Origin of the sequence: Geobacillus lituanicus, from assembly GCF_050994965.1 — a bacterium.
GTDB classification, from domain to species: Bacteria; Bacillota; Bacilli; order Bacillales; family Anoxybacillaceae; genus Geobacillus; species Geobacillus stearothermophilus.
The window spans coordinates 2,180,298-2,204,317 of sequence record NZ_CP194773.1 but is presented as its reverse complement, the minus strand read 5'-3'; the positions used below and the strand labels follow the sequence as shown (position 1 = coordinate 2,204,317).

General features: G+C 53.4%; 26 protein-coding genes. 24 read left to right on the top strand and 2 right to left on the bottom strand.

The genetic code is table 11. From position 1 onward, the window contains the following. Positions 1–7 precede the first annotated feature (7 nt). The 23 genes from paaA (at position 8) to ACR1UW_RS11045 (ending at position 21,007) form a co-directional block, all read left to right on the top strand. Positions 8–976 (top strand): 1,2-phenylacetyl-CoA epoxidase subunit PaaA, encoded by a 969-nt coding sequence (gene paaA, locus ACR1UW_RS11155; protein WP_011231530.1) that lies wholly within the window; start codon positions 8–10, stop codon positions 974–976. 12 nt (positions 977–988) lie between these two features. After that, complete coding sequence (paaB, locus tag ACR1UW_RS11150; protein WP_042380853.1) at positions 989–1,342, top strand: 1,2-phenylacetyl-CoA epoxidase subunit PaaB; 354 nt, start codon at positions 989–991, stop codon at positions 1,340–1,342. Further along, positions 1,318–2,151 (top strand): 1,2-phenylacetyl-CoA epoxidase subunit PaaC, encoded by an 834-nt coding sequence (gene paaC, locus ACR1UW_RS11145; protein WP_498933351.1) that lies wholly within the window; start codon positions 1,318–1,320, stop codon positions 2,149–2,151. The genes paaB and paaC overlap by 25 nt, the downstream gene beginning before the upstream one ends. Positions 2,152–2,307: 156 nt before the next feature. Then, positions 2,308–2,784 carry a 1,2-phenylacetyl-CoA epoxidase subunit PaaD gene (paaD, locus tag ACR1UW_RS11140; RefSeq protein ID WP_498933349.1) on the top strand — a complete coding sequence of 159 codons (477 nt, stop codon included), beginning with the start codon at positions 2,308–2,310 and terminating at the stop codon, positions 2,782–2,784. A 24-nt stretch (positions 2,785–2,808) separates the two neighbouring features. Next, a complete protein-coding gene (locus ACR1UW_RS11135; RefSeq protein ID WP_025950499.1) occupies positions 2,809–3,120 on the top strand; it encodes an EthD family reductase in 312 nt (103 codons plus the stop codon). Then, positions 3,113–3,889, top strand: a complete 777-nt coding sequence (locus ACR1UW_RS11130) for an enoyl-CoA hydratase/isomerase family protein (RefSeq protein WP_069304328.1) — start codon at positions 3,113–3,115, stop codon at positions 3,887–3,889. The genes ACR1UW_RS11135 and ACR1UW_RS11130 overlap by 8 nt, the downstream gene beginning before the upstream one ends. A gap of 12 nt (positions 3,890–3,901) precedes the next feature. Beyond that, on the top strand, positions 3,902–4,675 hold the full coding sequence (locus ACR1UW_RS11125) for an enoyl-CoA hydratase-related protein (RefSeq protein WP_015375102.1): 774 nt from the start codon (positions 3,902–3,904) through the stop codon (positions 4,673–4,675). Between the two features lie 17 nt (positions 4,676–4,692). After that, entirely contained in the window at positions 4,693–6,210 is a 1,518-nt protein-coding gene (locus ACR1UW_RS11120; RefSeq protein ID WP_498933345.1) for an aldehyde dehydrogenase family protein, read from the top strand. 251 nt (positions 6,211–6,461) lie between these two features. Beyond that, complete coding sequence (locus ACR1UW_RS11115; protein WP_498933343.1) at positions 6,462–7,325, top strand: 3-hydroxyacyl-CoA dehydrogenase; 864 nt, start codon at positions 6,462–6,464, stop codon at positions 7,323–7,325. Positions 7,326–7,363: 38 nt separating this feature from the next. After that, positions 7,364–8,575, top strand: coding sequence for a thiolase family protein (locus ACR1UW_RS11110; protein ID WP_498933341.1), 1,212 nt, complete (start codon positions 7,364–7,366; stop codon positions 8,573–8,575). 328 nt (positions 8,576–8,903) lie between these two features. Next, complete coding sequence (locus ACR1UW_RS11105) at positions 8,904–10,271, top strand: ISLre2-like element ISGsp3 family transposase (protein WP_060788366.1); 1,368 nt, start codon at positions 8,904–8,906, stop codon at positions 10,269–10,271. Positions 10,272–10,503: 232 nt separating this feature from the next. Then, the gene (paaX, locus tag ACR1UW_RS11100; protein ID WP_498933338.1) at positions 10,504–11,361 is read left to right on the top strand and encodes a phenylacetic acid degradation operon negative regulatory protein PaaX; all 858 of its coding nucleotides are present in this window, start codon (positions 10,504–10,506) and stop codon (positions 11,359–11,361) included. A 95-nt stretch (positions 11,362–11,456) separates the two neighbouring features. Further along, the gene (locus ACR1UW_RS11095; RefSeq protein WP_080729534.1) at positions 11,457–11,708 is read left to right on the top strand and encodes an IS200/IS605 family accessory protein TnpB-related protein; all 252 of its coding nucleotides are present in this window, start codon (positions 11,457–11,459) and stop codon (positions 11,706–11,708) included. Continuing rightward, the gene (locus tag ACR1UW_RS11090; RefSeq protein WP_227412597.1) at positions 11,709–11,858 is read left to right on the top strand and encodes a zinc ribbon domain-containing protein; all 150 of its coding nucleotides are present in this window, start codon (positions 11,709–11,711) and stop codon (positions 11,856–11,858) included. Positions 11,859–12,256: 398 nt separating this feature from the next. Beyond that, complete coding sequence (locus ACR1UW_RS11085; protein WP_033008036.1) at positions 12,257–12,616, top strand: DUF3221 domain-containing protein; 360 nt, start codon at positions 12,257–12,259, stop codon at positions 12,614–12,616. 29 nt (positions 12,617–12,645) lie between these two features. Then, positions 12,646–13,680, top strand: coding sequence for a trypsin-like serine peptidase (locus ACR1UW_RS11080; RefSeq protein WP_498933335.1), 1,035 nt, complete (start codon positions 12,646–12,648; stop codon positions 13,678–13,680). 49 nt (positions 13,681–13,729) lie between these two features. Further along, a complete protein-coding gene (locus ACR1UW_RS11075; protein WP_498933333.1) occupies positions 13,730–14,680 on the top strand; it encodes an NAD(P)H-dependent flavin oxidoreductase in 951 nt (316 codons plus the stop codon). Positions 14,681–14,866: 186 nt separating this feature from the next. After that, positions 14,867–16,009, top strand: coding sequence for a Glu/Leu/Phe/Val dehydrogenase dimerization domain-containing protein (locus tag ACR1UW_RS11070; RefSeq protein WP_498933331.1), 1,143 nt, complete (start codon positions 14,867–14,869; stop codon positions 16,007–16,009). 120 nt (positions 16,010–16,129) lie between these two features. Further along, positions 16,130–17,143, top strand: coding sequence for an ABC transporter substrate-binding protein (locus ACR1UW_RS11065; protein ID WP_498933329.1), 1,014 nt, complete (start codon positions 16,130–16,132; stop codon positions 17,141–17,143). Between the two features lie 14 nt (positions 17,144–17,157). Further along, positions 17,158–18,150, top strand: coding sequence for an ABC transporter permease (locus ACR1UW_RS11060; RefSeq protein ID WP_498933327.1), 993 nt, complete (start codon positions 17,158–17,160; stop codon positions 18,148–18,150). Next, positions 18,125–18,919: an ABC transporter ATP-binding protein gene (locus ACR1UW_RS11055; protein WP_033025609.1), complete on the top strand. Its 795-nt coding sequence runs from the start codon at positions 18,125–18,127 to the stop codon at positions 18,917–18,919. Before ACR1UW_RS11060 ends, ACR1UW_RS11055 begins: the two co-directional genes overlap by 26 nt. A 25-nt stretch (positions 18,920–18,944) precedes the next feature. Next, positions 18,945–20,015 carry a pyruvate dehydrogenase (acetyl-transferring) E1 component subunit alpha gene (gene pdhA / locus ACR1UW_RS11050; RefSeq protein ID WP_498933324.1) on the top strand — a complete coding sequence of 357 codons (1,071 nt, stop codon included), beginning with the start codon at positions 18,945–18,947 and terminating at the stop codon, positions 20,013–20,015. Further along, positions 20,012–21,007 (top strand): alpha-ketoacid dehydrogenase subunit beta, encoded by a 996-nt coding sequence (locus ACR1UW_RS11045; RefSeq protein WP_498933323.1) that lies wholly within the window; start codon positions 20,012–20,014, stop codon positions 21,005–21,007. Before pdhA ends, ACR1UW_RS11045 begins: the two co-directional genes overlap by 4 nt. Before the next feature lie 139 nt (positions 21,008–21,146). On the opposite strand, the gene ACR1UW_RS11040 is transcribed toward ACR1UW_RS11045, so the two are convergent. Together ACR1UW_RS11040 and ACR1UW_RS11035 are read right to left on the bottom strand one after the other, a co-directional pair. After that, positions 21,147–21,671 (bottom strand): gamma carbonic anhydrase family protein, encoded by a 525-nt coding sequence (locus tag ACR1UW_RS11040; protein WP_063329474.1) that lies wholly within the window; start codon positions 21,669–21,671, stop codon positions 21,147–21,149. A gap of 164 nt (positions 21,672–21,835) precedes the next feature. After that, positions 21,836–22,045: a hypothetical protein gene (locus tag ACR1UW_RS11035; RefSeq protein WP_047818497.1), complete on the bottom strand. Its 210-nt coding sequence runs from the start codon at positions 22,043–22,045 to the stop codon at positions 21,836–21,838. 451 nt (positions 22,046–22,496) lie between these two features. Between ACR1UW_RS11035 and ACR1UW_RS11030 the strand changes: the two genes are divergently transcribed. Continuing rightward, positions 22,497–23,987 carry a peptide MFS transporter gene (locus ACR1UW_RS11030; protein ID WP_021322411.1) on the top strand — a complete coding sequence of 497 codons (1,491 nt, stop codon included), beginning with the start codon at positions 22,497–22,499 and terminating at the stop codon, positions 23,985–23,987. Positions 23,988–24,020: the final 33 nt, after the last annotated feature.

The window sequence follows — 24,020 nt, the reverse complement described above, 5'->3', positions numbered from 1 at the left end:
ATGGGGGATGGCGGCTATGATGACGTTCACCCGCCTGTCAGATGAGGAGAAATACGAACGATTTATGCAGCGCATCGAGGCGGGGGAAAAAATCGAAGCCGATGACTGGATGCCGGATGAGTATCGGGTGACGCTGATCAAGCTCATTGCGATGCATGCGGTGAGTGAAATTATGGGAGCGCTTCCGGAAAAAGAATGGGTGCCGAAAGCGCCGTCGCTGCGCCGCAAGCTTGGCATCATGGCGAAAGTGCAGGATGAGATGGGGCACGGCCAGCTGCTGCTTCGGGTGGCGGAAGATTTGATGGCCCCGCTTGGCAAAACGCGGGAAGATATTATCGAAGATTTATTGAACGAACGGTTGAAGTTTCATAACGTGTTTCATATGCCAGCGCCAACATGGGCGGACGCCGGGTTGATCGGCTGGCTCGTCGACGGAGCGGCGATTATGACGCAGACGAACATGCTGGATGCCTCATACGGACCGTACGCGCGGGCGCTGAAGCGCATTTGCGCCGAGGAAGTGTTTCACGCCCAGCACGGCGAGTCCATCATTTTGGCGCTTGCCGAAGGGACGAAGGAGCAGAAAGAGATGCTGCAAGAGGCGCTCAACCGTTGGTGGGAGGCGTTGCTCATGTTTTTTGGCCCGCCGACGGCCGATACGACGGGAACTTCGAAGCAAGACATCACGATCAAATACCGCATCCGCACGAAAACGAATGAACAACTGCGCCAAGACTTCTTTACGAAATATGTGCCGCGCATTTGGGCGCTCGGACTGAAGATTCCTGATGAGACCATGCATTTTGACAAAGAGAAGGGTCAATGGATTTACCGGCAGCCGGATTGGGAGCGGTTTAAAGAAATCATCCGCAACAACGGGCCGAAGTCGCAGGAGCGGCTTGAGCTTCGGCGGACGGCGTATAAGCAGAACGCGTGGGTGCGGGAGGCGCTCAGCGCCGTACGGACGGCCGGATGAGGAGGGATGGCCATGGCGGGGAAAGAACAAGGATTTTATCAAGTGTTTGAAGTGTTCAGCCGCAAAGCGCCGGATGCGCCGATGCAGCATCAATTCAGTCTGCTTGCCCCCAATGAGGAGATCGCGCTCGTGATGGCGCAGGAAAACTTTATGCGCCGCGAGCCGGTCGCGGACCTTTGGGTCGTGAAGCGGGACTATATCCGGCGAATGAGTGAGGAGGAAAAAGCAACGCTCAAGCGGCTTGACAACAAAGATTACCGGTTGACGCGAGGATATGGGGATTTAAAGAAACGATGGCGCAAATATGAGCAAAACGTGCTTGATGAGAAGGAAATTTTGTCATGGAAAGGCGAGATTCGGCGATGAGCGAAAAACCGATTCACTTCCATCCAGACGGTCAAGAGGCGCTTGTCGAGCTGTTGTTTCAGCTCGCGGATGATGATTTTTTGCTTGCCTACCGCGGCTCGGAATGGCTTGGGTTGGCGCCGCATATCGAGGAGGATATTGCGTTTTCTTCCATCAGCCAAGATACGATGGGGCATGCGGCCATGTATTATCAGCTGCTTGAAGATCTTGGCTGTGGATCAGCCGACGAACTGGCGCACGCACGTCCGGCTTCGGCCCGGCGCAACGCGGTGCTGCTCGAACGGGTAAACGGCCCGGGGCATTATTTGCGCGAGCCTCGCTATGACTGGGCATTCACCGTTGTTCGCCAGTACTTTTATACACAGGCGAAGCGCATCCGTCTTGAATCATTGACAAAAAGTGTGTATACGCCGTTGGCCGAGGTGGCAGCGAAAATTCAAGTGGAGCTGCACTACCATTTGCTTCATTGGCATACGTGGTTTGTCCAGCTGACGAATGCCCCTTTGGAAGCGCGGACGCGAATGACCAAAGCCATTCAGGATGTGGCCGCTGATTTTGCCGGCGTATTGACGCTCGGGGCGAAAGGAACGGAAATGGTGCGGTGGGGGCTGATTGATGAGGAAAAGGTGCTGACGGAAAACACGATTGCCGCGCTGGCGCCGGCGTTTGCCGAAGTGGGGCTTGATTGGCCGATGCCGTTTGGCATGAAACATGGCAACGGCCGCAACGGCGAACATACGCCGGATTTGGACGAAGCGCTGGCGACGTTGTCAGAAGTATACCGCGCCGTCCCGCATGCGATATGGTAATGTCCGCGCCGCTGTTGGCCAACGTGCGGCGTTGGGCATGACGCCTCTTTGTGACGGCGAAGTGTTTGTTGAAGGAGCAAAACGGCGCAGCATTGGCGGCACTAGGCAGCCAAAGCGGGAAAAACGGCAGCGGGTTGGAAAATGTGAGGGAGAACCATGACAAAGGAAGAGGTTTGGAAAGCGTTAGAAACGGTGAAAGACCCAGAAATTCATTCGATTAGCATTGTCGATCTTGGGATGGTGGAACAGGTTGACGTTCGGGATGGAGCGGTCTCGGTCTGTCTGCTGCCGACGTTTCTCGGGTGTCCGGCGCTTGATATCATCCGCACGCGGGTTGAGGAAGCGGTGAAGCAAGCAGGGGCCTCGGCGGTGACGGTGGAGTTTCTCCGCCATCCGCCGTGGACGTCCGACCGGATCAGCGAAGCCGGACGTGAGCGGCTGAAGCAGTTTGGCATCGCTCCGCCGCCGCGGCAAATGCCGTCAGGGGCATGGCAAGTGGCGTGTCCATATTGCGGGGCGGAGCGGACTGTCATGGAAAATTTGTTTGGCCCGACCGCCTGCCGCAGCATTTTCTATTGCAAACAATGCAAAAATCCGTTTGAAGCGATGAAGCCTGTATTGGTTTCACGATAAGAAAAGGGAGAGGAGATGTTCGCCATGTTTAAAATGATCGCTTTGTACAAACAGCCGAAAGATAAAGAGCAATTCGACGCTCATTATTACGGAACGCATGTGCCGCTGACGGAAAAAATTCCGGGCCTGCGCAAAATCACAGTGACGAAAATTACCGGCACGCCGATGGGGACGGAAAGCGAGTATTATTTGTTGTGTGAAATGTATTACGACAGCCAAGAGGCGTTTCAAGAAGCGATGAAAACGAAAGAAGCGAAAGCATCGGCCAAAGATGTCATGTCATTTGCCGGCGATCTCGTCACCTTTATGGTCGGTGAGGAAGTAGAGCATGAGTGAATGGAATTCCATTGCGGTGCGGCAAGAAGGAGCGGTCGGGATCATCGAACTCGCCCGTCCGCATGTGTTGAACGCGTTGAGCCGTCAAATGGTGGCGGAAATCGTGGCGGCGGTGGAAGCGTTTGACCGGGATGAAACAGTGCGCGTCATCGTGCTGACCGGGCGCGGGCGGGCGTTTGCGGCAGGGGCGGACATTCAAGAGATGGCGGATGATGACCCGATTCGCCTTGAGTGGCTGAACCAGTTTGCCGATTGGGATCGCCTGTCCATCGTGAAAACGCCGATGATCGCCGCGGTGAACGGGTTGGCGCTCGGGGGCGGTTTTGAGCTGGCGCTTTCGTGCGACTTGATTGTCGCGTCGTCGGCGGCCGAATTTGGCTTTCCAGAAGTGAACCTTGGCGTCATGCCAGGTGCGGGAGGCACGCAGCGGCTGACAAAGCTCATCGGTCCGAAGCGGGCGCTCGAGTGGCTTTGGACTGGGGCGCGTATGTCGGCGAAAGAAGCCGAGCAGCTGGGGATTGTCAACCGCGTCGTCAGCCCGGAGCTTTTAATGGAAGAAACGATGAGGCTGGCCGGGCGTCTCGCTGAACAGCCGCCTTTGGCTCTCCGGCTGATCAAAGAGGCGGTGCAGAAAGCGGTCGACTATCCGCTGTATGAAGGCATGCAATTTGAGCGGAAAAACTTTTACCTATTGTTCGCCTCGGAAGACCAAAAAGAAGGAATGGCGGCATTCCTCGAAAAACGAAAGCCGCGCTTCCAAGGAAAATAAGGGGGGCGCTTTATGTACGAAACGATCCGTTATGAAGTGAAGGGACAAGTCGCCTGGCTGACGCTCAACCGCCCTGATCAGCTCAATGCGTTTACGGAGCAGATGAATGCGGAAGTGACAAAGGCGCTCAAACAAGCAGGGGCGGATCCAAACGTCCGCTGCATGGTGATCACAGGCGCAGGGCGGGCGTTTTGCGCCGGGGAAGATTTAAGCGGCGTGACGGAAGAAATGAACCACGGCGACGTGTTGCGCACCCGGTACGCGCCGATGATGAAAGCGCTTCACCGATTTGAAAAGCCGGTTGTCGCGGCGGTGAACGGGGCGGCGGCCGGCGCGGGCATGAGCTTGGCGCTGGCGTGTGATTTCCGGCTTCTTTCGGAAAAAGCGAGTTTCGCTCCTGCGTTTATTCACGTCGGTCTTGTGCCGGATGCGGGCCATCTCTACTATTTGCCGCGCCTCGTCGGACGGGCGAAGGCGCTTGAGCTGGCGGTGCTCGGGGATAAAATCTCCGCTGAACAGGCCGCCTCGCTCGGGCTGGCGACCAAGGTCATTCCTCTCTCCGAGTGGGAGGAGGGAGTCAAGCAGTTTGCCGAGCGGCTCGCTGCCATGCCAACGAAGGCGATTGGACTCATCAAACGGCTGCTTCGCGAAGGCGAAGAAACGACGTTTGACCGCTACTTGGAACGGGAAGCGGAATGCCAACGCATTGCCGGCATGACGGCAGATCACCGCGAAGGCGTCAAGGCGTTCTTTGAAAAACGAAAACCATTATTCCGAGGAAACTAAGCAAGGGGGATGAAACGATGGCGACTGTGAAACAAAAGAAAATGGAACCGATGCCGACCAAACGCGATTTCTATCATTTGATTGTGAACGGGGAGCGGGTGGAAAGCGCTTCGGGAGAGACGTTTGAAGTGATCAATCCGGCCACTGGCGAACCGGTCGCCCGCGTCGCCAAAGGGACGCGCGAGGACGCCGAACGGGCGGTGCAGGCGGCGCGGCGGGCGTTTGATCATGGGAAATGGCGCCATTTCCCAGTGCAAAAACGCGCCCGCATCTTGTACCAAATTGCATCCATCATGCGCGAACGTTTCAATGAATTGGTGGAATTGGAAATTTTGAATACCGGAAAAGCACTGTCAGCAGCTCAAGGACAAGTAATGCAAGCCATTGAAGACTTTGAGTTTTTTGCCGGAGCGATCATTGGCCACCGCGGGGCGGTCAACCCGATGCCAGGGGCGTTTCACAACTATACGGAAAAAGAGCCGGTTGGCGTGTGCGCCCAAATCATTCCGTGGAACTACCCGCTCATGATGGCGGCTTGGAAAATCGCGCCTGCTCTTGCCGCAGGATGTTCGGTTGTCGTCAAACCGGCGTCGCTGACGCCGCTCACCTGCCTGGTGCTGGCGGAAATTTGCCACGAGGCCGGGGTGCCGGAAGGGGTCGTCAATGTGGTGACCGGCGCCGGGGCGGAAGTCGGGGACTATTTGGTGGAGCATCCGCTCGTCGACAAAGTCGCGTTTACCGGATCGACGCCGGTCGGGAAGGAAATTATGGAGAAAGCGTCGAAAACATTAAAACGGGTGACGCTCGAGCTGGGCGGCAAATCGCCGAGCCTTGTATTTGCGGACGCCGATTTGGAAGCGGCTGTCGCCGGCTCATTGTTCGGCATTTTCTACAACAGCGGACAATCGTGCGAGGCGCGCTCTCGCTTGTATGTGCATGAAAGCATTTATGACGCCTTTATGGAATCGTTCGTGGCCAAAACGAAGCAGCTGAAACTCGGCAACCCGTTTGATGCCGGCACGCATGTCGGGGCGATCATCAGCCGCGGGCAGCTGGAAGTGATCGATGAATACGTGCAATCGGCGGTCGCGGATGGAGCGACGGTCGCCGCCGGGGGAAAAGAGGCGGTTGTCGCTGGGTTTGAAAACGGTTACTGGTATGAGCCGACGATTTTGACGAACGTGAACCATCAAATGAAAGCGGTTCGTGAAGAAATTTTCGGACCGGTTGTCGTCGTCATGAAATTCCGCGATGAAGCCGAAGCCGTTGAATTGGCGAACGATAGCGACTATGGGCTGGCCGCCGCCGTTTGGACGAAAGATCATGGCCGCGCCGTTCGTGTAGCGAAGCAGCTGCGTTCCGGCATTGTCATGGTCAACAGCCCATTCTCCGCCTTCCCGGGCACGCCGTTTGGCGGCTACAAACAGTCCGGATTCGGGCGCGAGCTGTCTGTCGAGGCGCTTGATTTGTACACAGAAACGAAAAGCGTGCTGTCGTATTACGGGCCGCGTCCGCTTAATCCGTTTGGCGTCTAAGGGCTTTTGCCGTTTGGCGTTTGCCAACATACGAGAGCGGGTCGCGTCCTTGGACGCAACGTTCAAGTTGCCGCCCTTGAAGGCAAGAGCGAATTCGGGCAAGCGTGAAGAGACGCGCCTGTCCGTTTGCTGAGCACCCCGTCGCGCGTGATGGGGTGCCCATTCATTTGACGGCGTCCGCCGCTTGGTGAGAGAGAACGCTAGCTCGATGCATCAGCCACCGTACATCAACACACGGGAGGGGGAAGACGATGATCGAACGCCTTGTTGTCGTCGGCAGCGGCGTGATGGGGAGAGGCATTGCGTATGTCGGCGCTGTCGGCGGGTTTCAGACGACCTTAGTGGACATTAAGCAAGAACAATTGGAGAGCGCCCAGAAGGAGATTGCTTCAATTTTTGAACAAGCGGTCGCTCGGGGGAAATTGACAACGGGCGAGCGGCAAGAAGCCGAGGCGCGCCTGTCGTATTCGCTTGATTTAGCCGGCGCTGTGCGCGATGCCGATTTGGTGATCGAGGCCGTGCCGGAAAAACTTGAATGGAAAAAGCAAGTGTTCGAGACGATTGACGCTCATGCGCCGGCGTCGTGCTATTTTGCGACGAATACGTCCACCATGAGCCCGACCGAAATCGGTTCGTTCACCAAACGGCCGGAGCGGGTGATCGCCATGCATTTTTTCAATCCGGTTCATAAAATGAAGCTTGTGGAAATCATCCGCGGGTTGGAGACGAGCGACGAAACGGCGCAAATGGCGAAGGAAGTCGCCGCGCGGATGGGGAAAGAAACCGTTGTCGTCAATGAATTTCCGGGATTCGTCACGAGCCGGATCAGCGCTCTTGTCGGCAATGAAGCGTTTTATATGCTGCAAGAAGGCGTGGGGACGCCGGAAGAGATCGACAAGGCGATCAAGCTCGGCCTCAATTTCCCGATGGGTCCGTTTGAGCTCGCGGATTTAGTCGGGCTTGATACGAGGTTGAACAATTTGAAATATTTGCATGAAAAACTCGGGGAAAAATACCGTCCGGCGCCGCTGTTGGAGCAATACGTCAAAGCCGGGCGGCTCGGCCGCAAAACGGGACGTGGTGTTTACGACTACACGAATCGTGAGAACAACTGATGGACTGACGGTTCGGTTTAGCAAGGGGGAGGAAAAAGATGGCGAGAGAAGTGGTCATCGTTGATGCGGTGCGCACGCCAATTGGCCGCTACAAGGGCGCGTTGAAAGACGTCAGGCCGGATGATTTGGCGGCTGTTGTCATCCGGGCGCTCATCGAGCGAAATCCGGGTTTGCCGGTCGAACAAATTGATGATGTCGTTTTTGGCAACGCCAACCAAGCCGGCGAAGACAACCGCAACGTCGCCCGCATGGCGGCGCTGTTGGCCGGGCTGCCGATTGAGATCGCAGGGGTGACGGTCAACCGGCTGTGCGGTTCAGGGCTTGATGCGGTCAATTATGCGGCGCGGGCGATTTTGGCTGGGGAGGCGGATATCATGATCGCGGGCGGCGTGGAAAGCATGACGCGCGCTCCGTTTGTCATGCCGAAGCCGGCAAGCGATTTTCCGCGCGGCAACATCGAGATGTACGACACGACGATCGGCTGGCGCTTTGTCAACCCGAAAATGCATGAAATGTACGGCACCGACAGCATGCCGCAGACGGCGGAAAACGTAGCGAAGCGGTTCGGCGTGACGCGCGAGGCGCAAGATGAGTTTGCCTACGAAAGCCAAATGAAAGCGAAACAGGCGATCGAAGCGAACCGGTTCGCTGATGAACTGGTGCCGGTCGTCTATCACGACCGGAAAGGCAACCGCATTGTGGTCGACAAAGACGAGCATCCTCGTCCGGATACGACGTTGGAGAAGTTGGCCAAGCTGCCGCCGTTGTTTGAAAACGGCACGGTGACAGCCGGCAACTCGTCCGGCATTAACGACGGGGCAGCGGCGCTTTTGTTAATGAGCGCCGAAAAGGCAAAAGAACTCGGACTCAAGCCGCTGGCTGCCTATGTCACTTCAGCGGTCGCCGGCGTTGAACCGGCCGTCATGGGAATCGGCCCGGTTTTTGCGACGCGCAAAGCGTTGCGCCGCGCCGGGTTGTCGCTTGACGACATCGGGCTTGTCGAGCTGAACGAAGCGTTCGCCTCACAGGCGCTAGAGTGCATTCGCCAGCTAGAGCTCGACCGGTCGAAAGTGAACGTCAACGGGGGAGCGATCGCCCTCGGCCATCCGCTCGGCGCAAGCGGCGCCCGCATTTTGACGACATTGATTTACGAAATGCGAAAACGCGGCGTCGCCTATGGCTTGGCGACGATGTGCATTGGCGTCGGCCAAGGAATCGCCACCATTGTGAAAAACGCAGACGAACGGTGAGGGTATTTCGCTAGGCCGGCCTTGTCGCGGCGGTTTGGCGAAATGACGCCGGATCGGGCTGCGGCCGCCCGTTGGCGCGCCGCCGAGAGCCGCCTGCTTTTTAGCGGTGCGGCTCTTTTTTATTCCGTTTGTTTTTCGTGTGAGTAAAATATTTGTGGGTGACATTCCGAAATGATCCCCGACGAGGGTTGCGAACTTTTGTTCGCGACGCTCGTCGGGGCCACCAAGCGAAGCGCGGTAGAAAAAAGCAAATGTCATGCAAAAAGGACTCTCTCCCTGCTATGATGGTGATTGTCAACATCAACCGAAAACAGGAGGGAGAGAGTCCATGAAACATCTTACCACAGAATGGCCTTTATTAAAAGAGCTGGAGGAACAATTCGTCAGAACTCTTCAAAAGGTGTTCGCTGTCTTGTTGGCGGCCCTTTTGGAGGAGATTGATCAACAACTGGCGGAAGCGCGGGACAAGCGCCGGTATCAGCTGAAAGACAAACGGCCGACCACGATCCAAACGCTGTTTGGAGAAGTGACGTTTCGACGGAACTACTACTATGATCGGCAGGCGGGGGCGTATACCTTCTTGCTGGATGCCGAACTGGGCTTTGATGGAGCGCAGTCGATCAGCCCTTGCCTCGAGGAAACGGCGGTCGAGTTGGCCGTAGAGTGCTCTTCCTACCGCAAAGCGGCCCGTACGTTGGAGTCGATCGTGGGGTATGCGGTCCTAAGCCACGAGGCGATTCGCCAACTGGTGCTGGAGGCCCCTGTCTCGCTGCACCACCCTGTTTCCCAACGGCACGGCCGAGTGCTGTTTGTGGAGGCGGATGGGCTGTTCATTTCCCGCCAGGGGAAAGGGAAACGGGCGAAAGAAGAGAAAATCCTGGCGATTCACGAGGGATGGAAACGAAACGGTTCGCAGCTCGAGCTCGTGAACCGGCGCCACTACCTCCATGAAGGGGCGGGAGACGTGTGGGAACGGTTTGAAGAGTGGCTGATGAACGAATATGCCTATGACCCGTGCCGGGACCTTTTGATCATCAACGGCGACGCGGCGTCGTGGATCACGGCCTGCCGGGAGTATTTTGGGAAGCGGGCGTGCTTTCAGCTGGATCGATTTCATGTGGCGCGGGAGCTGCGTCAGTGTCTGTCCGGCCATCCGCGTTGGCGGGAGGTGCGGAAGAAGCTGGCGAAACAAGACGAAGAGGGGCTTCTGGTCGAGCTGAACAGCGCGGTCGGCACGTTGGAGGACGAAGGCAAAGAACAACAGCTGGCCGCCTTGATTCGCCGGATCGAGTCGATGCCGGGATGCATCCGGGACTATCGGGAGTGGCTGTCGGAGCAAGGGGTGGAGACGACCGGCATGCGTCCGATGGGCCACGCCGAGAGCGTGATGAGCCGGTTTGCGCATCGGGTGAAATCCCGCCGCAGCTGGAAAGACCAAGGGCTTCGGGCGTTTCTGAGGGCGATGGCAGCCCGAATCGACGGGATTTGGCGGAGAAATGGGCAGTTGGTGGAGGAAGAAGAGACCCGAACGGCAGCCTCGGCCTCGACGAAGTCCAAGCGGGTTGAACAGGCCAAACGGAAGGCAGGACGGTTGTGGGCAGATGTGGTGCGTCAGAATCTACCGTGTCTGCAGCGGTCATCCGGGACGCCGATCCATCAAGCGTTGTCGGCGCTTCGGGATTTTGGTTGGGTGTAAAAAAATGGAATACAATATCATCACCTCAAGATGAGGGATGAGAGTCCGAAAGCGCTTACGATATCAATTCCTGAAAATGGTTCGCTAACTAGTGATTGACAACGCCCGTAGTGAACCGAAAAAATGTTCTCCACAAAGTCTTGACTGACTCTTGTTTTTCGTCCGTCTTGCCAGCGTGAGAAAAGTTTGTTACGATTATAGTTCGAAAACAAGATAAAGGGAGTTTCGTCGGATGAATACGCGCTCACTCATTTTTACGATTTACGGCGACTACATCCGCCGCTACGGCGGTGAAATTTGGATCGGGAGTCTCATCCGCCTTCTCCGCGAGTTCGGCCATAACGACCAGGCGGTGCGGGCGGCGGTGTCGCGCATGAGCAAACAGGGCTGGATTCGGGCGGAAAAACGCGGCAATAAAAGCTACTATTCCCTTACAGTGCGCGGCGTCAAGCGGATGGAGGAGGCGGCGCGGCGCATTTACAAAACGCGTCCCGAGCATTGGGACGGGAAATGGCGCATTCTTGTTTACACCATCCCCGAGAACAAGCGGCACTTGCGCGACGAGCTGAGGAAGGAGCTTGTATGGAGCGGATTCGGCACGATTTCCAACAGCTGCTGGATTTCACCGAATGATTTGAAGCAGCAAGTGTACGACTTGATCGACAAGTATGACATCCGCCCGTACGTCGATTTTTTCCTCGCCGAATACGACGGTCCGCATACGAACAAACGGCTTGTGGAAACGTGCTGGAACTTGGACGAGATCAACCAAAAATACGAGCAGTTTATTGCCGTCTACAGCCAAAAATATGTCATTGACAAACATAAAATCGAGCGCGGCGAAATGTCGGATGCAGACTGTTTTGTCGAGCGAACGAAGCTCGTTCATGAGTACCGGAAGTTTTTGTTCATCGACCCCGGCCTGCCGGAAGAGCTGCTGCCGAATGAGTGGATGGGAAGCCATGCCGCCGCCTTGTTTAACGACTACTACCAACAACTCGCCGCGCCGGCCAGCCGTTTCTTTGAAGCGGTGTTTCAAGAAGGGGCGGAGGTTGACAAAAAGGAAGAGAAAGAGATATCGGTGGAATGAACCGGGATGCACGGCGCAACGGCAGCTGGGCATCCCGGTTGCCGTTTATGGAACGTTTGGTATAGAGGAGTGTGAAAGAGGAAAGTTGCCTCCGAATGTGCTGTCTTCATGAAAAAATCACCAATTGCCGGAACGATTTCCTGCATCAGTTGTCCACCCGCTCGATCCGTGAAAACCAAGTGGTGTACGTGGAGGATTTGCGTGTGCGGAGCATGCAAAAAAACGGCAAGTTTGCCAAATCCATTTCCGATTCCGCGTGGGGGCGTTTTCTCAATATGCTTGAGTATAAAACGACATGGTACGGGCGGGTGGTGGCTCGTGTCGCGAGCATCTTCCCGTCCAGCTAATTGTGCTCGCGCTACCGGCATCGGCAGGTTGAGATGAAGTGGCTTGGCATCTGCAAGTGGGTGTGCCCGAACGGCGGAGCCGAACATGACCGGAACCATAACGCCGCCCGAAATATCCTGAATGAAGGGCTTCGTTTGTTGTCGTTGTAGGGAAGTCGAACTGTGGGATGCACGGGGATGGCTTGGTGAACAACCTACCGAAGAGCGGATGTTACCAAGAATCCCCCACTTCGAAACATTAGTGTAGGTGGGAGAACGTTCAAGTTACACTCAAATTATTCTCATTTTCATAAAAATATGGTATTGTTAATGTATAACGTTTTTTTCACGTTTGTTGAATATAATGAATGATGTTTGTCGTTTTCTGATCTTCGTTATCCAATCACAAGGGGGTGATGGACAACATCAGCAACGCCGAGCTGGCTAGTTCGGTATCAAAGACGTGAATGCACTTGGGATCATCAATGTTCATTAGTGTGTTATTCTGTCCTGAAAGGGAAATTTGTTCATAACGATGGACCGGGAAACGAAATTGCTGGGGGGATGGTATGAGGAGATATATCTTGGTGAGTATTATTTTGTGTTCCATAGCATTATTATTCTTCTTTAGTGAATATAGCGCGAATCGATCTCCTAATCAAGCAACTGTTTCAGAAGGTTTTATTATTATGAAAGAAGGGGAGGTCTATTTAGTTGAAGATCAAGATTTTATTCAGGACGACGCCAATAAATTATCAATACAGGAATTAAGAAGAAAATACCATATGAGTAAGTTATGGATTACGGGAGCTGGTGCTTTGGGAGGAATAAAAAACGGGCAAAAGGTCAGAGTGTGGTACTCAGAGGTTTTAGAGTCGTATCCTAGTAAAATCAAAGTTACGAAAATTGAGCCTGTTCAATATAATTGAAACATATAAATTATCTCGGTGCTATAGTTTTGGAATTTTATAAGGGGGCTTACTTTAATGAAAAAAATTGTATTTATCATTTTTGTAATGATTGGGTTTATTATGTCGTCTATAATGAATATCCCGGCAACCGTTCTTGCTCAAAAAACAGTAATAATGCTTATGACATGATTAATTCAAAAGGTGAAATCATTAAGTATGAAGATTACATGAAAAAGTTAAAGAATTCAAGAGTTTTGGTCACCGAAGGATCAGAAGGAACCGGTGAAGTTCTTCCAAAAGCAGAGATAAATACAGATTTCAAAAAAAGTAAGCCTTACAAATATAATTTAAACCCTGAAACAACATATATCGGTGATAAATCTCCAAATCAATATTTTCCTCAGGTTGTGATTGGTGCTGATGGCCGTGCAAAAGTCTCCAATACTTCAGTCGCCCCTTACAGACAAATTGCGTACATTGAATTGGAATTTAGAGACGGTTGGTATGCTTGCACAGGAACTGTTATCGGAAAAGATAAAGTTCTTACAAATGCACATTGTGTTATGGACGTTGTGAATCAGTCCGGCGCGATAAATGGTTATGTATATCCCGCCATGAATAATAATATATATTCATACGGTGTGTATCAAATAGTAGATTATTATATTACGAGCAACTATATTCAAACAGGAGACCCAACTCAAGACTTTGCAGTTCTTAAGCTTAGCACATATTTAGGAAAAAATATTGGTGATGTAGTCGGATATCTTCCATTAAGACAAGTATCTAACATTCAAGGTACGTCAGTAAAAATTTATGGATATCCAGGGGATAAAATCGAACAGTATAAGGAAATATCTCAATGGGGAATGGCTGGCTCCGTTTCCAAAGAAACCGGTGAGCTTGCATTTTATCAGATTGATACTTATAATGGACAATCCGGTTCCTCTTTACTAAACTCATCAAACGAAATCATTGCTGTTCATAGAGGGAGCTTTCGTATCAATGGTACTACTTACAATGGGGGACCGAAAATGATTAAACCGGTATATGATTTTATTCGAGCAGCAATGCAAAATTAACCATAGGATTAGAAACATGGACTTAATATTTCTAAAAGGTGTGATCATAATGAATGATGTTTGCCGTTTGCTCAATCTTCGCTATCCGATCATTCAAGGGGGGATGGGCAACATCAGCAACGCCGAGCTGGCGAGCGCCGTATCGGAAGCAGGGGGGCTCGGAACGATCGGCGCGGGCACGATGCCGCCTGATGAGGTGGAGGCGCTGATCGTTGAAACGAAGCGGCGCACGAATCGCCCGTTTGCGGTGAACATTCCGCTGCAAGTGACGCCGCACGCCGCGGAGATCGCCGAACTCGTCATCCGTCATCAAGTGCCGGTCGTTTCGCTTTCCGCCGGCAATCCGGCGCCGTGGATTCCGCGTTTTGCGGAACATGGCATCAAGGTGCTTGTCGTCGTTGCTTCGGTCAACCAAGCGCAAAAAGCGGAGGAGGCCGGGGCGGATGTCGTCGTCGCCGAGGGGTATGAGGCAGCAGGCATCAACTCGCCGCTTGAGTTGACAACGATGACGCTCATTCCGCAGGTCGTCAGCGCCGTCCGCATTCCTGTCATCGCTGCCGGCGGCATCGGCGATGGACGCGGGCTGCTCGCCGCCTTCGCGCTCGGCGCCCAAGGGGTGCAGCTCGGCACAAGGCTTGTGGCAACGAAGGAAGCGCCGTTTCATGAAGCGTATAAACGACGGCTTGTCGAGGCAAAGGAAAATGAAACGGTCATTGTCGGCCGTTCGGTCGGGCGCATCCGCCGCGTCATGCGCACGCCGTATGTCGAGAAGCTGCTGGAGTATGAACAGCAAGGCATGCCGCTCGAGCAGTTTCAAGAATATACATCGGAGGATCGTCATCGCCGCGGCGCCCTTCTTGGCGATTTTCATGAAGGATTTATCAACGCGGGGCAAATCGCCGGCCTCATCGATGGCGTGCCAACGGTGGCCGAGCTGTTTGAACAAATGATGACAGAAGCCAAAACGCAGTGGCAATCATTATCCACACTATTTCGCTGATCGAACGAAGACGCCTGTCAAACGGCGTCTTTTTTTGGCGATGAAAAATTGGTTGATAGAGGATTGACACTAACAATGAACATCGTTACTATAAAAATAGTATTACGTTATTTTAACGTAATAATATTTTTTGTTATATTAACTTGAAAACGCTTTCAAGTGGTGAAGCAAAGGAGAGGGGAAGCGATGAAGGTCATGTTATCGCCAAACATGTCGCAAAGCTTCGATTTGTTTTTCCATATGCGCGAACACGAACAGGTCGTGTTTTGCCACGATGAAGCGACTGGCCTAAGGGCGATCATTGCCATTCACAGCACCGCGCTTGGGCCGGCGCTCGGCGGCTGCCGGATGCATCCGTATGCCACGACGGAAGAGGCGCTCGCCGATGCGCTTCGGCTGTCGAAAGGGATGACGTATAAATGCTTGGCCGCTGATGTCGATTTTGGCGGCGGCAAAGCGGTGATCATCGGCGACCCGCGCAAAGACAAATCGCCGGAATTGTTTCGTGCGTTCGGCCAGTTTGTCGAGTCATTAGGCGGCCGGTTTTACACAGGCACCGATATGGGGACGACGCCGGATGATTTCGTGCACGCCATGAAAGAGACGAATTGCATCGTCGGCGTTCCGGAAGCGTATGGCGGAAGCGGCGACTCATCCGTGCCGACGGCCGAGGGCGTCGTGTACGGGATTCAAGCGACAAACCAGGTGGTGTTTGGCAGCCGGCATTTGCAAGGCAAAACGTATGCCATCCAAGGGCTCGGAAAAGTCGGAAAAAAAGTGGCGCTTCGTTTGCTTGAAGAAGGGGCGGATCTGTATGTGTGCGATTTGAACGAAGCGGCAGTCAAAGAGGTCATGGCGTACGGCAAGCAAATCGGGGCGTCCGTCAAGCCGGTGAACGGAACGGATATTTATCGCGTCCAAGCCGATGTGTTCATCCCGTGCGCATTTGGCGGCGTCATCAACGATGACACGATCGCTGAGCTGCGGGTGAGGGCGGTCGTCGGCTCGGCGAACAATCAGCTGGCTGACAAACGCCACGCCCGAATGTTGAAGGAAAAAGGCATCGTATACGCCCCCGATTATATCGTCAACGCCGGCGGGCTCATTCAAGTGGCCGATGAACTGTACGGGGCGAACAAAGAGAGGGTGTTGGCGAAAACGAAAGCGATTTACGATACATTGCTCGCCATTTATGCGCGGGCCGACTCGGAAGGCATAACGACGGTCGAGGCGGCCGATCAGTTTTGCGAAGAGCGGCTCGAGCAGCGCAAACGCCGCAACCATTTCTTCACTCATCAAAAACGGCCGAAGTGGGATATTCGACGTTAATGCCGAGTCTATCCATATGAAAAAAATTATCTGAAAATACTAAATATAACACCTTATTTTTCGATTCAGATAAAAATCCTTTTGGAAAGCAGCGATCAAAGAGGCGAGGAGGAATCATTCATGAAACAAGCGATCAAACGATTTGCGATACCGATCGTTTTCGGAGTTTTGGCGCTCTCAGGCTGTGGGGGAGAAGAGAAGGCCGCGACGAACGGTGCGAAAGAAGATGGAAAGCAGAAAACGTTTACGATTGGCGTCACCCAAATCATTCAACATCCATCGTTAGATGCTGCCTTCAATGGATTTAAAAAGGCGCTCGAAGACGGGGGATTTAAAGAGGGGAAAAATGTTCGGTACAATATTCAAAATGCCCAAGGCGACATGAACAACAGTCAAACGATCGCCAATAACTTTGTATCGGATGGGGTTGACCTCATTTTTGCCAACTCGACTCCGAGCGCGCAAAGTGCACTCAATGCAACGAAAGACATTCCCATTGTGTTTACATCCGTGACGGATCCGGTGGGCGCCGGTTTAGTTCCATCGATGGATCAGGCGGGGGAAAACATCACGGGAACAACGGACAGCCATCCCGATGCCATTCGCAAGATGATTCAATTCATCGATGAGCAGACAGATGCCAAAACCGTTGGGCTTATTTATAACGCTGGCGAACAAAACTCGGTGGCGCAAATTGAAAAAGTGAAGGAAGCGGCGAAGAAGACGGACTTGAAATTTGTAGAAGCGTCAGTGGCAACAACAGCAGAGGTGAAGCAGGCCGCAGAATCGCTAGTGGGCAAAGCGGATGTGTTTTATATCGTAACGGACAACACCGTCGTATCCGCCATTGAATCGGTTGTCGGTGTGGCCAACGAGAAAAAAATCCCTGTTTTCACGGGAGAGCTCGATTCGTTAAAACGAGGCTGTTTTGCGGCGTATGGGTTTGATTACTACGACATCGGCTACCAGGCAGGGCAAATGGCGGCCGCCATTTTAAAGGGGGGAGCCAAGCCGTCTGAGATCAAACCGGAATATCCGAAAAAGCTGAAGCTCGTCATCAATAAACAAGCGGCCGAAAAGCAAGGAATCAAACTGAAGCCGGAGTGGGACCAAATGGCGGAATACATGGAATGAAAGGATGAGTGCTGTTGTTGACATCCATCACAGGAGCAGTGGAATCGGGGCTGATTTACGCCATTATGGCGCTGGGAGTGTATTTGTCGTTTCGTGTGTTGGATTTCCCTGATTTAACCGTGGACGGCAGCTTTGTAACCGGAGCCGCGGTGGCGGCGACGTTGATCGTCCATGGCGTCAATCCGTTTGCCGCGACGTGTCTGGCGCTTTTCGTTGGATTCGCCGCCGGGTGTATGACCGGGCTTCTTCATACAGCCGGGAAGATCAACCCGCTTTTGTCCGGCATTTTAATGATGATCGCCTTGTATTCGATCAATCTTCGCATCATGGGGCGTTCGAACGTGCCGCTTTTGAATGGGAAGACGGTGTTTACAATCATTCAAGAATGGGGGACGAACATCGGACTTGACGCAGCCGCGGCCAAAACATGGGGAATTCTCCTGTCGATGACATTGCTTGCTCTTTTGTTGAAATGGTTCACCGACTGGTTTTTGCAGACGGAAATCGGGCTTGCGATTCGGGCGACGGGCGATAATCCGCGCATGATTCGCAGCCTGTCGGCCAACACGAGTTCGCTCATTGTGTTGGGGCTCGGGCTGTCCAACGCCATGGTCGCGTTTTCAGGGGCGCTTGTCGCCCAGTATGGGGCGTTCGCCGATGTCGGGATGGGAATCGGCATGATCATTATCGGCCTTGCTTCGGTCATTATCGGTGAAGCGGTATTGGGAACGAAAACGATCGCGCGGACCACGCTTGCCGTGATCGGCGGGGCGATTCTATACCGCATTGTCGTGAGCCTTGCCTTGCGCGTCCAATTTCTTGAGACGGGGGATGTGAAGCTGATCACGGCATGCATGGTCGTTTTGGCCCTTGTGGTTCCCCAGCTCGTCCGCCAACAACAAGAGAAAAAACGAAAAGAAGCAAAAAGACGAATCCAAGCCGAGGCGGCAGCGGCGGCCGCTGTTGGAAAGGGTGGGGCGGATGTTGCAATTAAACGGGATTTATAAAGTGTTTCATGAGGGGACGCCGGATGAAAAAATCGCCCTTCAAAACATTCACTTAACGCTGCAAAAAGGCGATTTTGTCACCGTGATCGGCAGCAACGGCGCAGGCAAATCGACGTTGATGAATGTGATTTCAGGAGTGATGTTCCCGGATGAAGGGACGATTTGGATCGACGGTCAAGATGTCACGATGATGCCGGAATACGTCCGTTCTCGCTATATCGGAAGAGTGTTTCAAGATCCGATGGCGGGAACGGCGCCGAACATGACGATTGAGGAAAATTTGGCGATGGCGTACGCCCGCAATCAAACGCGCACGCTCCGCCGCGGGGTGACGAAAAAACGGCGCGATGAGTTTCGCGAGCTGCTCGCCACCCTTCATCTCGGATTGGAGGATCGCCTCGGGGCGAAAGTCGGCTTGCTCTCGGGCGGGGAGCGGCAGGCGTTGTCGTTGCTGATGGCGACCTTCACCGAACCGTCCATTTTGCTTCTCGATGAACATACAGCAGCGCTTGACCCAGCGAGAGCAGAGTTGATCACCAACTTAACAAAAGAGATTGTCGAGCGCTACCGCCTGACGACGTTGATGGTCACCCACAATATGCAGCAAGCCATCGAGTTAGGAAACCGCCTCATCATGATGGATAAAGGGCAGATTATTTTGGAAGTGGATGAAGCGGAAAAGAAGCGCTTGACGGTGGAGAAGCTGTTGGCGGAATTTCGGCGCATTCGTGGGGAACAGCTCGCAAGCGACCGCGCGGTATTGAGTTGATATTGTCAGGATGAGGAGGAATGGTATGGAACTCAACTTCCCGATCGTGCAAGTATTGAATGAAGACGGAACGGTCGTGCAGCCTGAGTATCGTGAACGAATCACAAAACCGTTAACGATGACGATGTACCGTCATCTTATTCGAACGCGGACGTTTGACCGAAAATGTGTCAGTCTCCAACGACAAGGCCGCATCGGGACGTATGTGCCGTACGAAGGGCAAGAGGCGTGTCAAGTTGGAAGTGCGCTCGCGCTCAACGATGGGGATTGGATGTTTCCTACTTATCGCGACCATGGAGCGATGATGACGTTCGGCCGGCCGTTGACGACAACCCTTTTGTACTGGAAAGGGCGGACGGAAGGATGCGTCCCTCCTGAAGGGAAAAAGATTGTGCCGCCAAGCGTCCCGATTGCCACCCAGCTTCCTCAAGCAGCGGGGGCGGCATGTGCGGAAAAGTGGAAGGGAACGAACAACGCAGTCCTTGTGTACTTCGGCGACGGCGCGACATCGGAAGGGGATTTTCATGAAGGGTTGAACTTTGCGAGCGTTTTTGACGCACCTGTCGTCTTTTTCAACCAAAACAACCAATATGCGATTTCCGTTCCCATCACCCGGCAGATGAAGACGAAAACGATTGCCCAAAAGGCGCTGGCGTATGACATTCCCGGCATCCGCATCGATGGGAATGACGTGTTTGCGGTGTATTTCAAAACGAGAGAGGCGCTCGAGCGGGCGAGAAGCGGAGGGGGGCCGACGTTAATCGAAGCGGTGACATGGCGTTACGGCGCCCATACGACATCCGATGATCCGTCCAGATACCGCGACCAGGAAGAGAGCAAGAAACGGCGCGAAACGACCGATCCGATCAAGCGGGTCGAACGCTTGATGCAGCGAGAAGGATGGTGGGATGAAGAATGGGCGAATCAAGTGCAAGCGGAAGTAGATGCGGAAATCGAGCAGGCGGTGGCCGAAATGGAACGTTATCCAAAGGCGGATGCGTCGGACATGTTTGACTTTGTGTTCGCGCAGCCGACATGGACGATCGCCGAACAAAAAGAAGCGTATCTTCAATGGAAGCGGGGGATGGCAAGATGATCACCGAGGTGGGGACGAAATCGCTGACCCTTGTGCAAGCGGTCAATGACGCGCTTCGCATCATGTTAAAAGAGCGTGAAGATGTCATCGTGCTCGGAGAAGACGTCGGGAAAAACGGCGGGGTGTTTCGCGCCACGGACGGATTGCTGGAGGAATTTGGCGAACAGAGGGTGATTGACACTCCGTTAAGCGAAGCGGGATTTACGGGAGCGGCGATCGGAATGGCGCTTGGCGGATTTCGTCCGGTCGTCGAAATTCAATTTTTAGGTTTTATCTATCCAGATTATGAACAAATCATGACCCATGCGGCACGCATGCGTGCGCGGACGAGAGGGCATTTTACCGTGCCCTTGGTCATTCGCGCCCCGTACGGCGCGGGCGTGCGGGCCCCGGAAATTCATTCGGACAGCACGGAAGCGCTGTTTACCCATATGCCAGGCATCAAAGTCGTCTGCCCCGCGTCGCCGTACGACGCCAAAGGGCTGCTGATTGCCGCGATTGAAGACCCGGACCCTGTCCTCTTTTTGGAACCGATGCGCAGCTATCGGGCGTTTCGTGAGGACGTTCCGGAAGGAAAATATACGATTGAAATTGGCAAAGGGAAAAAACTACGTGAAGGGGACGACGTGACCGTCATCGCCTGGGGCGCTATGGTGCCGGTCGCCATGAAGGCGGCGGAAGAGGCGGCGAAAAAAGGGATTGATGCCGATGTCATCGACTTGCGCACCCTTTACCCGCTCGATAAAGATATGATTGCCGAGTCGGTGCAAAAGACAGGAAGAGCCGTCATTGTCCAAGAAGCGCATGCGACCGGTGGGTTAGCCAATGACATTCTCGCCGTCATCAATGACACATCGTTTTTCTATCAACATGCACCAGTCGAACGGGTGACGGGATTTGACGTTCCGGTTCCGTTTTTCGCCTATGAAGACGATTATTTGCCAACGCCGTCGCGCGTGCTGCACGCGATGGAAAAAGTGATGCGTTTCTAGTTGCATCCGACATGAATCGGAAGCGCAAAGAAAGAGCCATGCCTTTTCGGCTGGCTCTTTTTCTTTCTTCGATAAGCCGTATGACGGCCGCGTCGATCGTTTTTTGCGCAGCCATCTCGTTGATGGGATGGTGCTGATGTTACTCCCGATGATCGGCCAGCTGTTTTCGATACTCTTTTCCTTTTTGCACGTATGTATCAATCGACAGCTGGATGAGCGCAAGGTCTTTGTCCGTCAGTTCACGCACCACTTTTCCAGGCGAGCCGACAACGAGCGAGCGGGGCGGAATCTTTTTGCCGGACGGAATCAACGTGTTGGCGCCGATGATGCACTCTTCGCCGATTTCGGCTCCATCCAAAATCGTCGACCCCATGCCGATGATCGACCGTTTGCGGATCGTGCAGCCATGAAGGATCACATTATGCCCGACCGTCACCTCATCTTCAACGACAAGCGGCGACCCTTCGTACAAATGGCAGGTCGTATTGTCTTGAATGCTCGTTCGGGCGCCGATTATAATCGGCCCTTCATCTCCGCGCAGGACCGCGTTGAACCAAATCGTCGATTCCGGACCGACAGTGACGTCGCCGATCAAATAGGCTCCCGGAGCAATGAATGCGGTTTCATGAACATTCGGACGTTTTCCGTTATACGGGTATAGCATCCCCACATCCCCCTTCATTTGGTGAACTGTGTCATGATCAGTATAACACATTTTGCACGGGGACGGAAATAAGCGGAATGCACGATATCTTTTCCGCTGCCAAGAACCATCCATTCATGTACCAATGCCTTACGGGGCGAGCAAAAGCGGCAATGAGGCGGTCGTCATCCTTTGATGGCAAGGCGCAAATCTGCAATCGCCGCTTCGTGTTCAATCGATCGGCGGCATAACATATCGATGATCCGTTCTTGGCGCAGCCATAGCTGCATTTGTTGCTCTTGATTTTGTTCAAGCCGTTTGACGATCACATCGATTTCCTGAATGGCTTGATGAACAGCGGCAACTCCTTTTTGCCATTTCAGCTTTGACTTCATTCAGCTCTGCTTTTGTCGCCGCATTGGTTTTGATGTCCTCGAGCTCCTGCTTGGTCGCCAGATTGTTTCTCATCTCTGACATTTCTTGCTGTATGACCCAATCTTGTCCAAAACAAGACGCCACGGTTCGCTCATTGGCAACATCCGTTCTGAATTGGCAATGAAGATAAGGAATTTGCGGTGGGCGCAAAGATGCAGGTGAAATGGAAGAGAGGAAATGGTGCTGTTGCGGAAGCGACGATTCCCTGTCATTGATTATACATGAATCAACAAGACGCGGAAAAGGTTTTTTCTGTACGATGAAAAGATGTATTTTTTTATTTGAATAATATTATTTTTCTTAATGTTTCTTTATTATGATGTGAAATTATGAATCATGCAAAATTTTTTTGACAATATAAACATAATGAATTATTATATTAAAAGAATTTAAAGGAGGTAAGTAGTGGTTATGTCATCCATTGACAAGCAACAAATCGCTGCCAGCGTTCCCCAGCGCGGCTTTTTCGGCCATCCGAAAGGGTTGTTTACGCTCTTTTTCACGGAATTTTGGGAACGCTTTTCGTATTACGGTATGCGCGCCATTTTAGTGTATTACATGTATTATGAAGTGTCGAAAGGCGGGCTCGGGCTTGATGAGCATCTGGCGCTCGCGATTATGTCGATTTATGGGGCGCTGGTGTACATGTCCGGAATCATTGGCGGTTGGCTTGCTGACCGGGTGTTTGGCACGTCGCGCGCGGTCTTTTACGGCGGCCTTCTCATTATGGCCGGTCATATCGCCTTGGCGATTCCAGGCGGGGTGGCGGCGCTGTTTGTGTCCATGGCGCTCATTGTCTTGGGAACTGGGTTGTTAAAACCGAACGTTTCGAGCATTGTCGGCGATATGTACAAGCCTGGCGATGACCGCCGCGACGCCGGATTCAGCATTTTTTACATGGGGATTAACCTTGGCGCCTTTTTGGCTCCGCTTGTTGTCGGTACCGCGGGGATGAAGTATAACTTCCACCTCGGCTTCGGACTTGCGGCCGTCGGGATGTTTCTCGGATTGATTGTCTTCATCGCGACAAGAAAGAAAAACCTCGGGTTGGCCGGGACGTATGTGCCGAATCCATTGACGCCAGCGGAAAAGAAAAAAGCGGCTTCCATCATGGCCGTAGGGGCGGTCGTGATTGCCGTGCTGCTAGCCATCTTGATTCCAAACGGCTGGTTCACTGTGGAAACGTTTATTTCTCTTGTCGGCATCTTAGGCATCATCATCCCGATCATCTATTTTGTCGTCATGTACCGCAGCCCGAAAACGACGGCTGAAGAGCGGTCGCGCGTGATCGCGTACATTCCGTTGTTCATCGCTTCAGCGATGTTTTGGGCCATTCAAGAACAAGGATCGACCATTTTGGCGAACTATGCGGACAAGCGGACACAGCTGGATGTCGCCGGCATTCACCTTTCACCGGCTTGGTTCCAATCGCTGAACCCGTTGTTTATCATCCTCTTAGCGCCGGTGTTCGCGTGGATGTGGGTGAAGCTTGGCAAACGGCAGCCGACGATCCCGCAAAAATTCGCGCTCGGCTTGTTGTTCGCCGGCCTGTCGTTCATCGTTATCCTCGTGCCGGGGCATTTGAGCGGCGGAGGGCTTGTCCATCCGATTTGGCTCGTGTTAAGCTACTTCATCGTCGTGCTCGGGGAGCTTTGCCTGTCCCCGGTCGGCCTGTCGGCGACGACGAAACTTGCCCCTGCCGCTTTCTCAGCGCAAACGATGAGCCTTTGGTTTCTATCGAACGCCGCCGCGCAAGCGATCAACGCTCAGCTTGTGCGCTTCTATACGCCCGAAAACGAAACGGCCTATTTCGGCACGATCGGCGGGGCGGCGGTTGTGTTAAGCGTCATCTTGTTTTTGCTCGCCCCGAGCATTCAGCGGCTCATGAAGGGCGTTCGTTAATATCACGCTGATGTTTGTATCAACAGGGAAAAC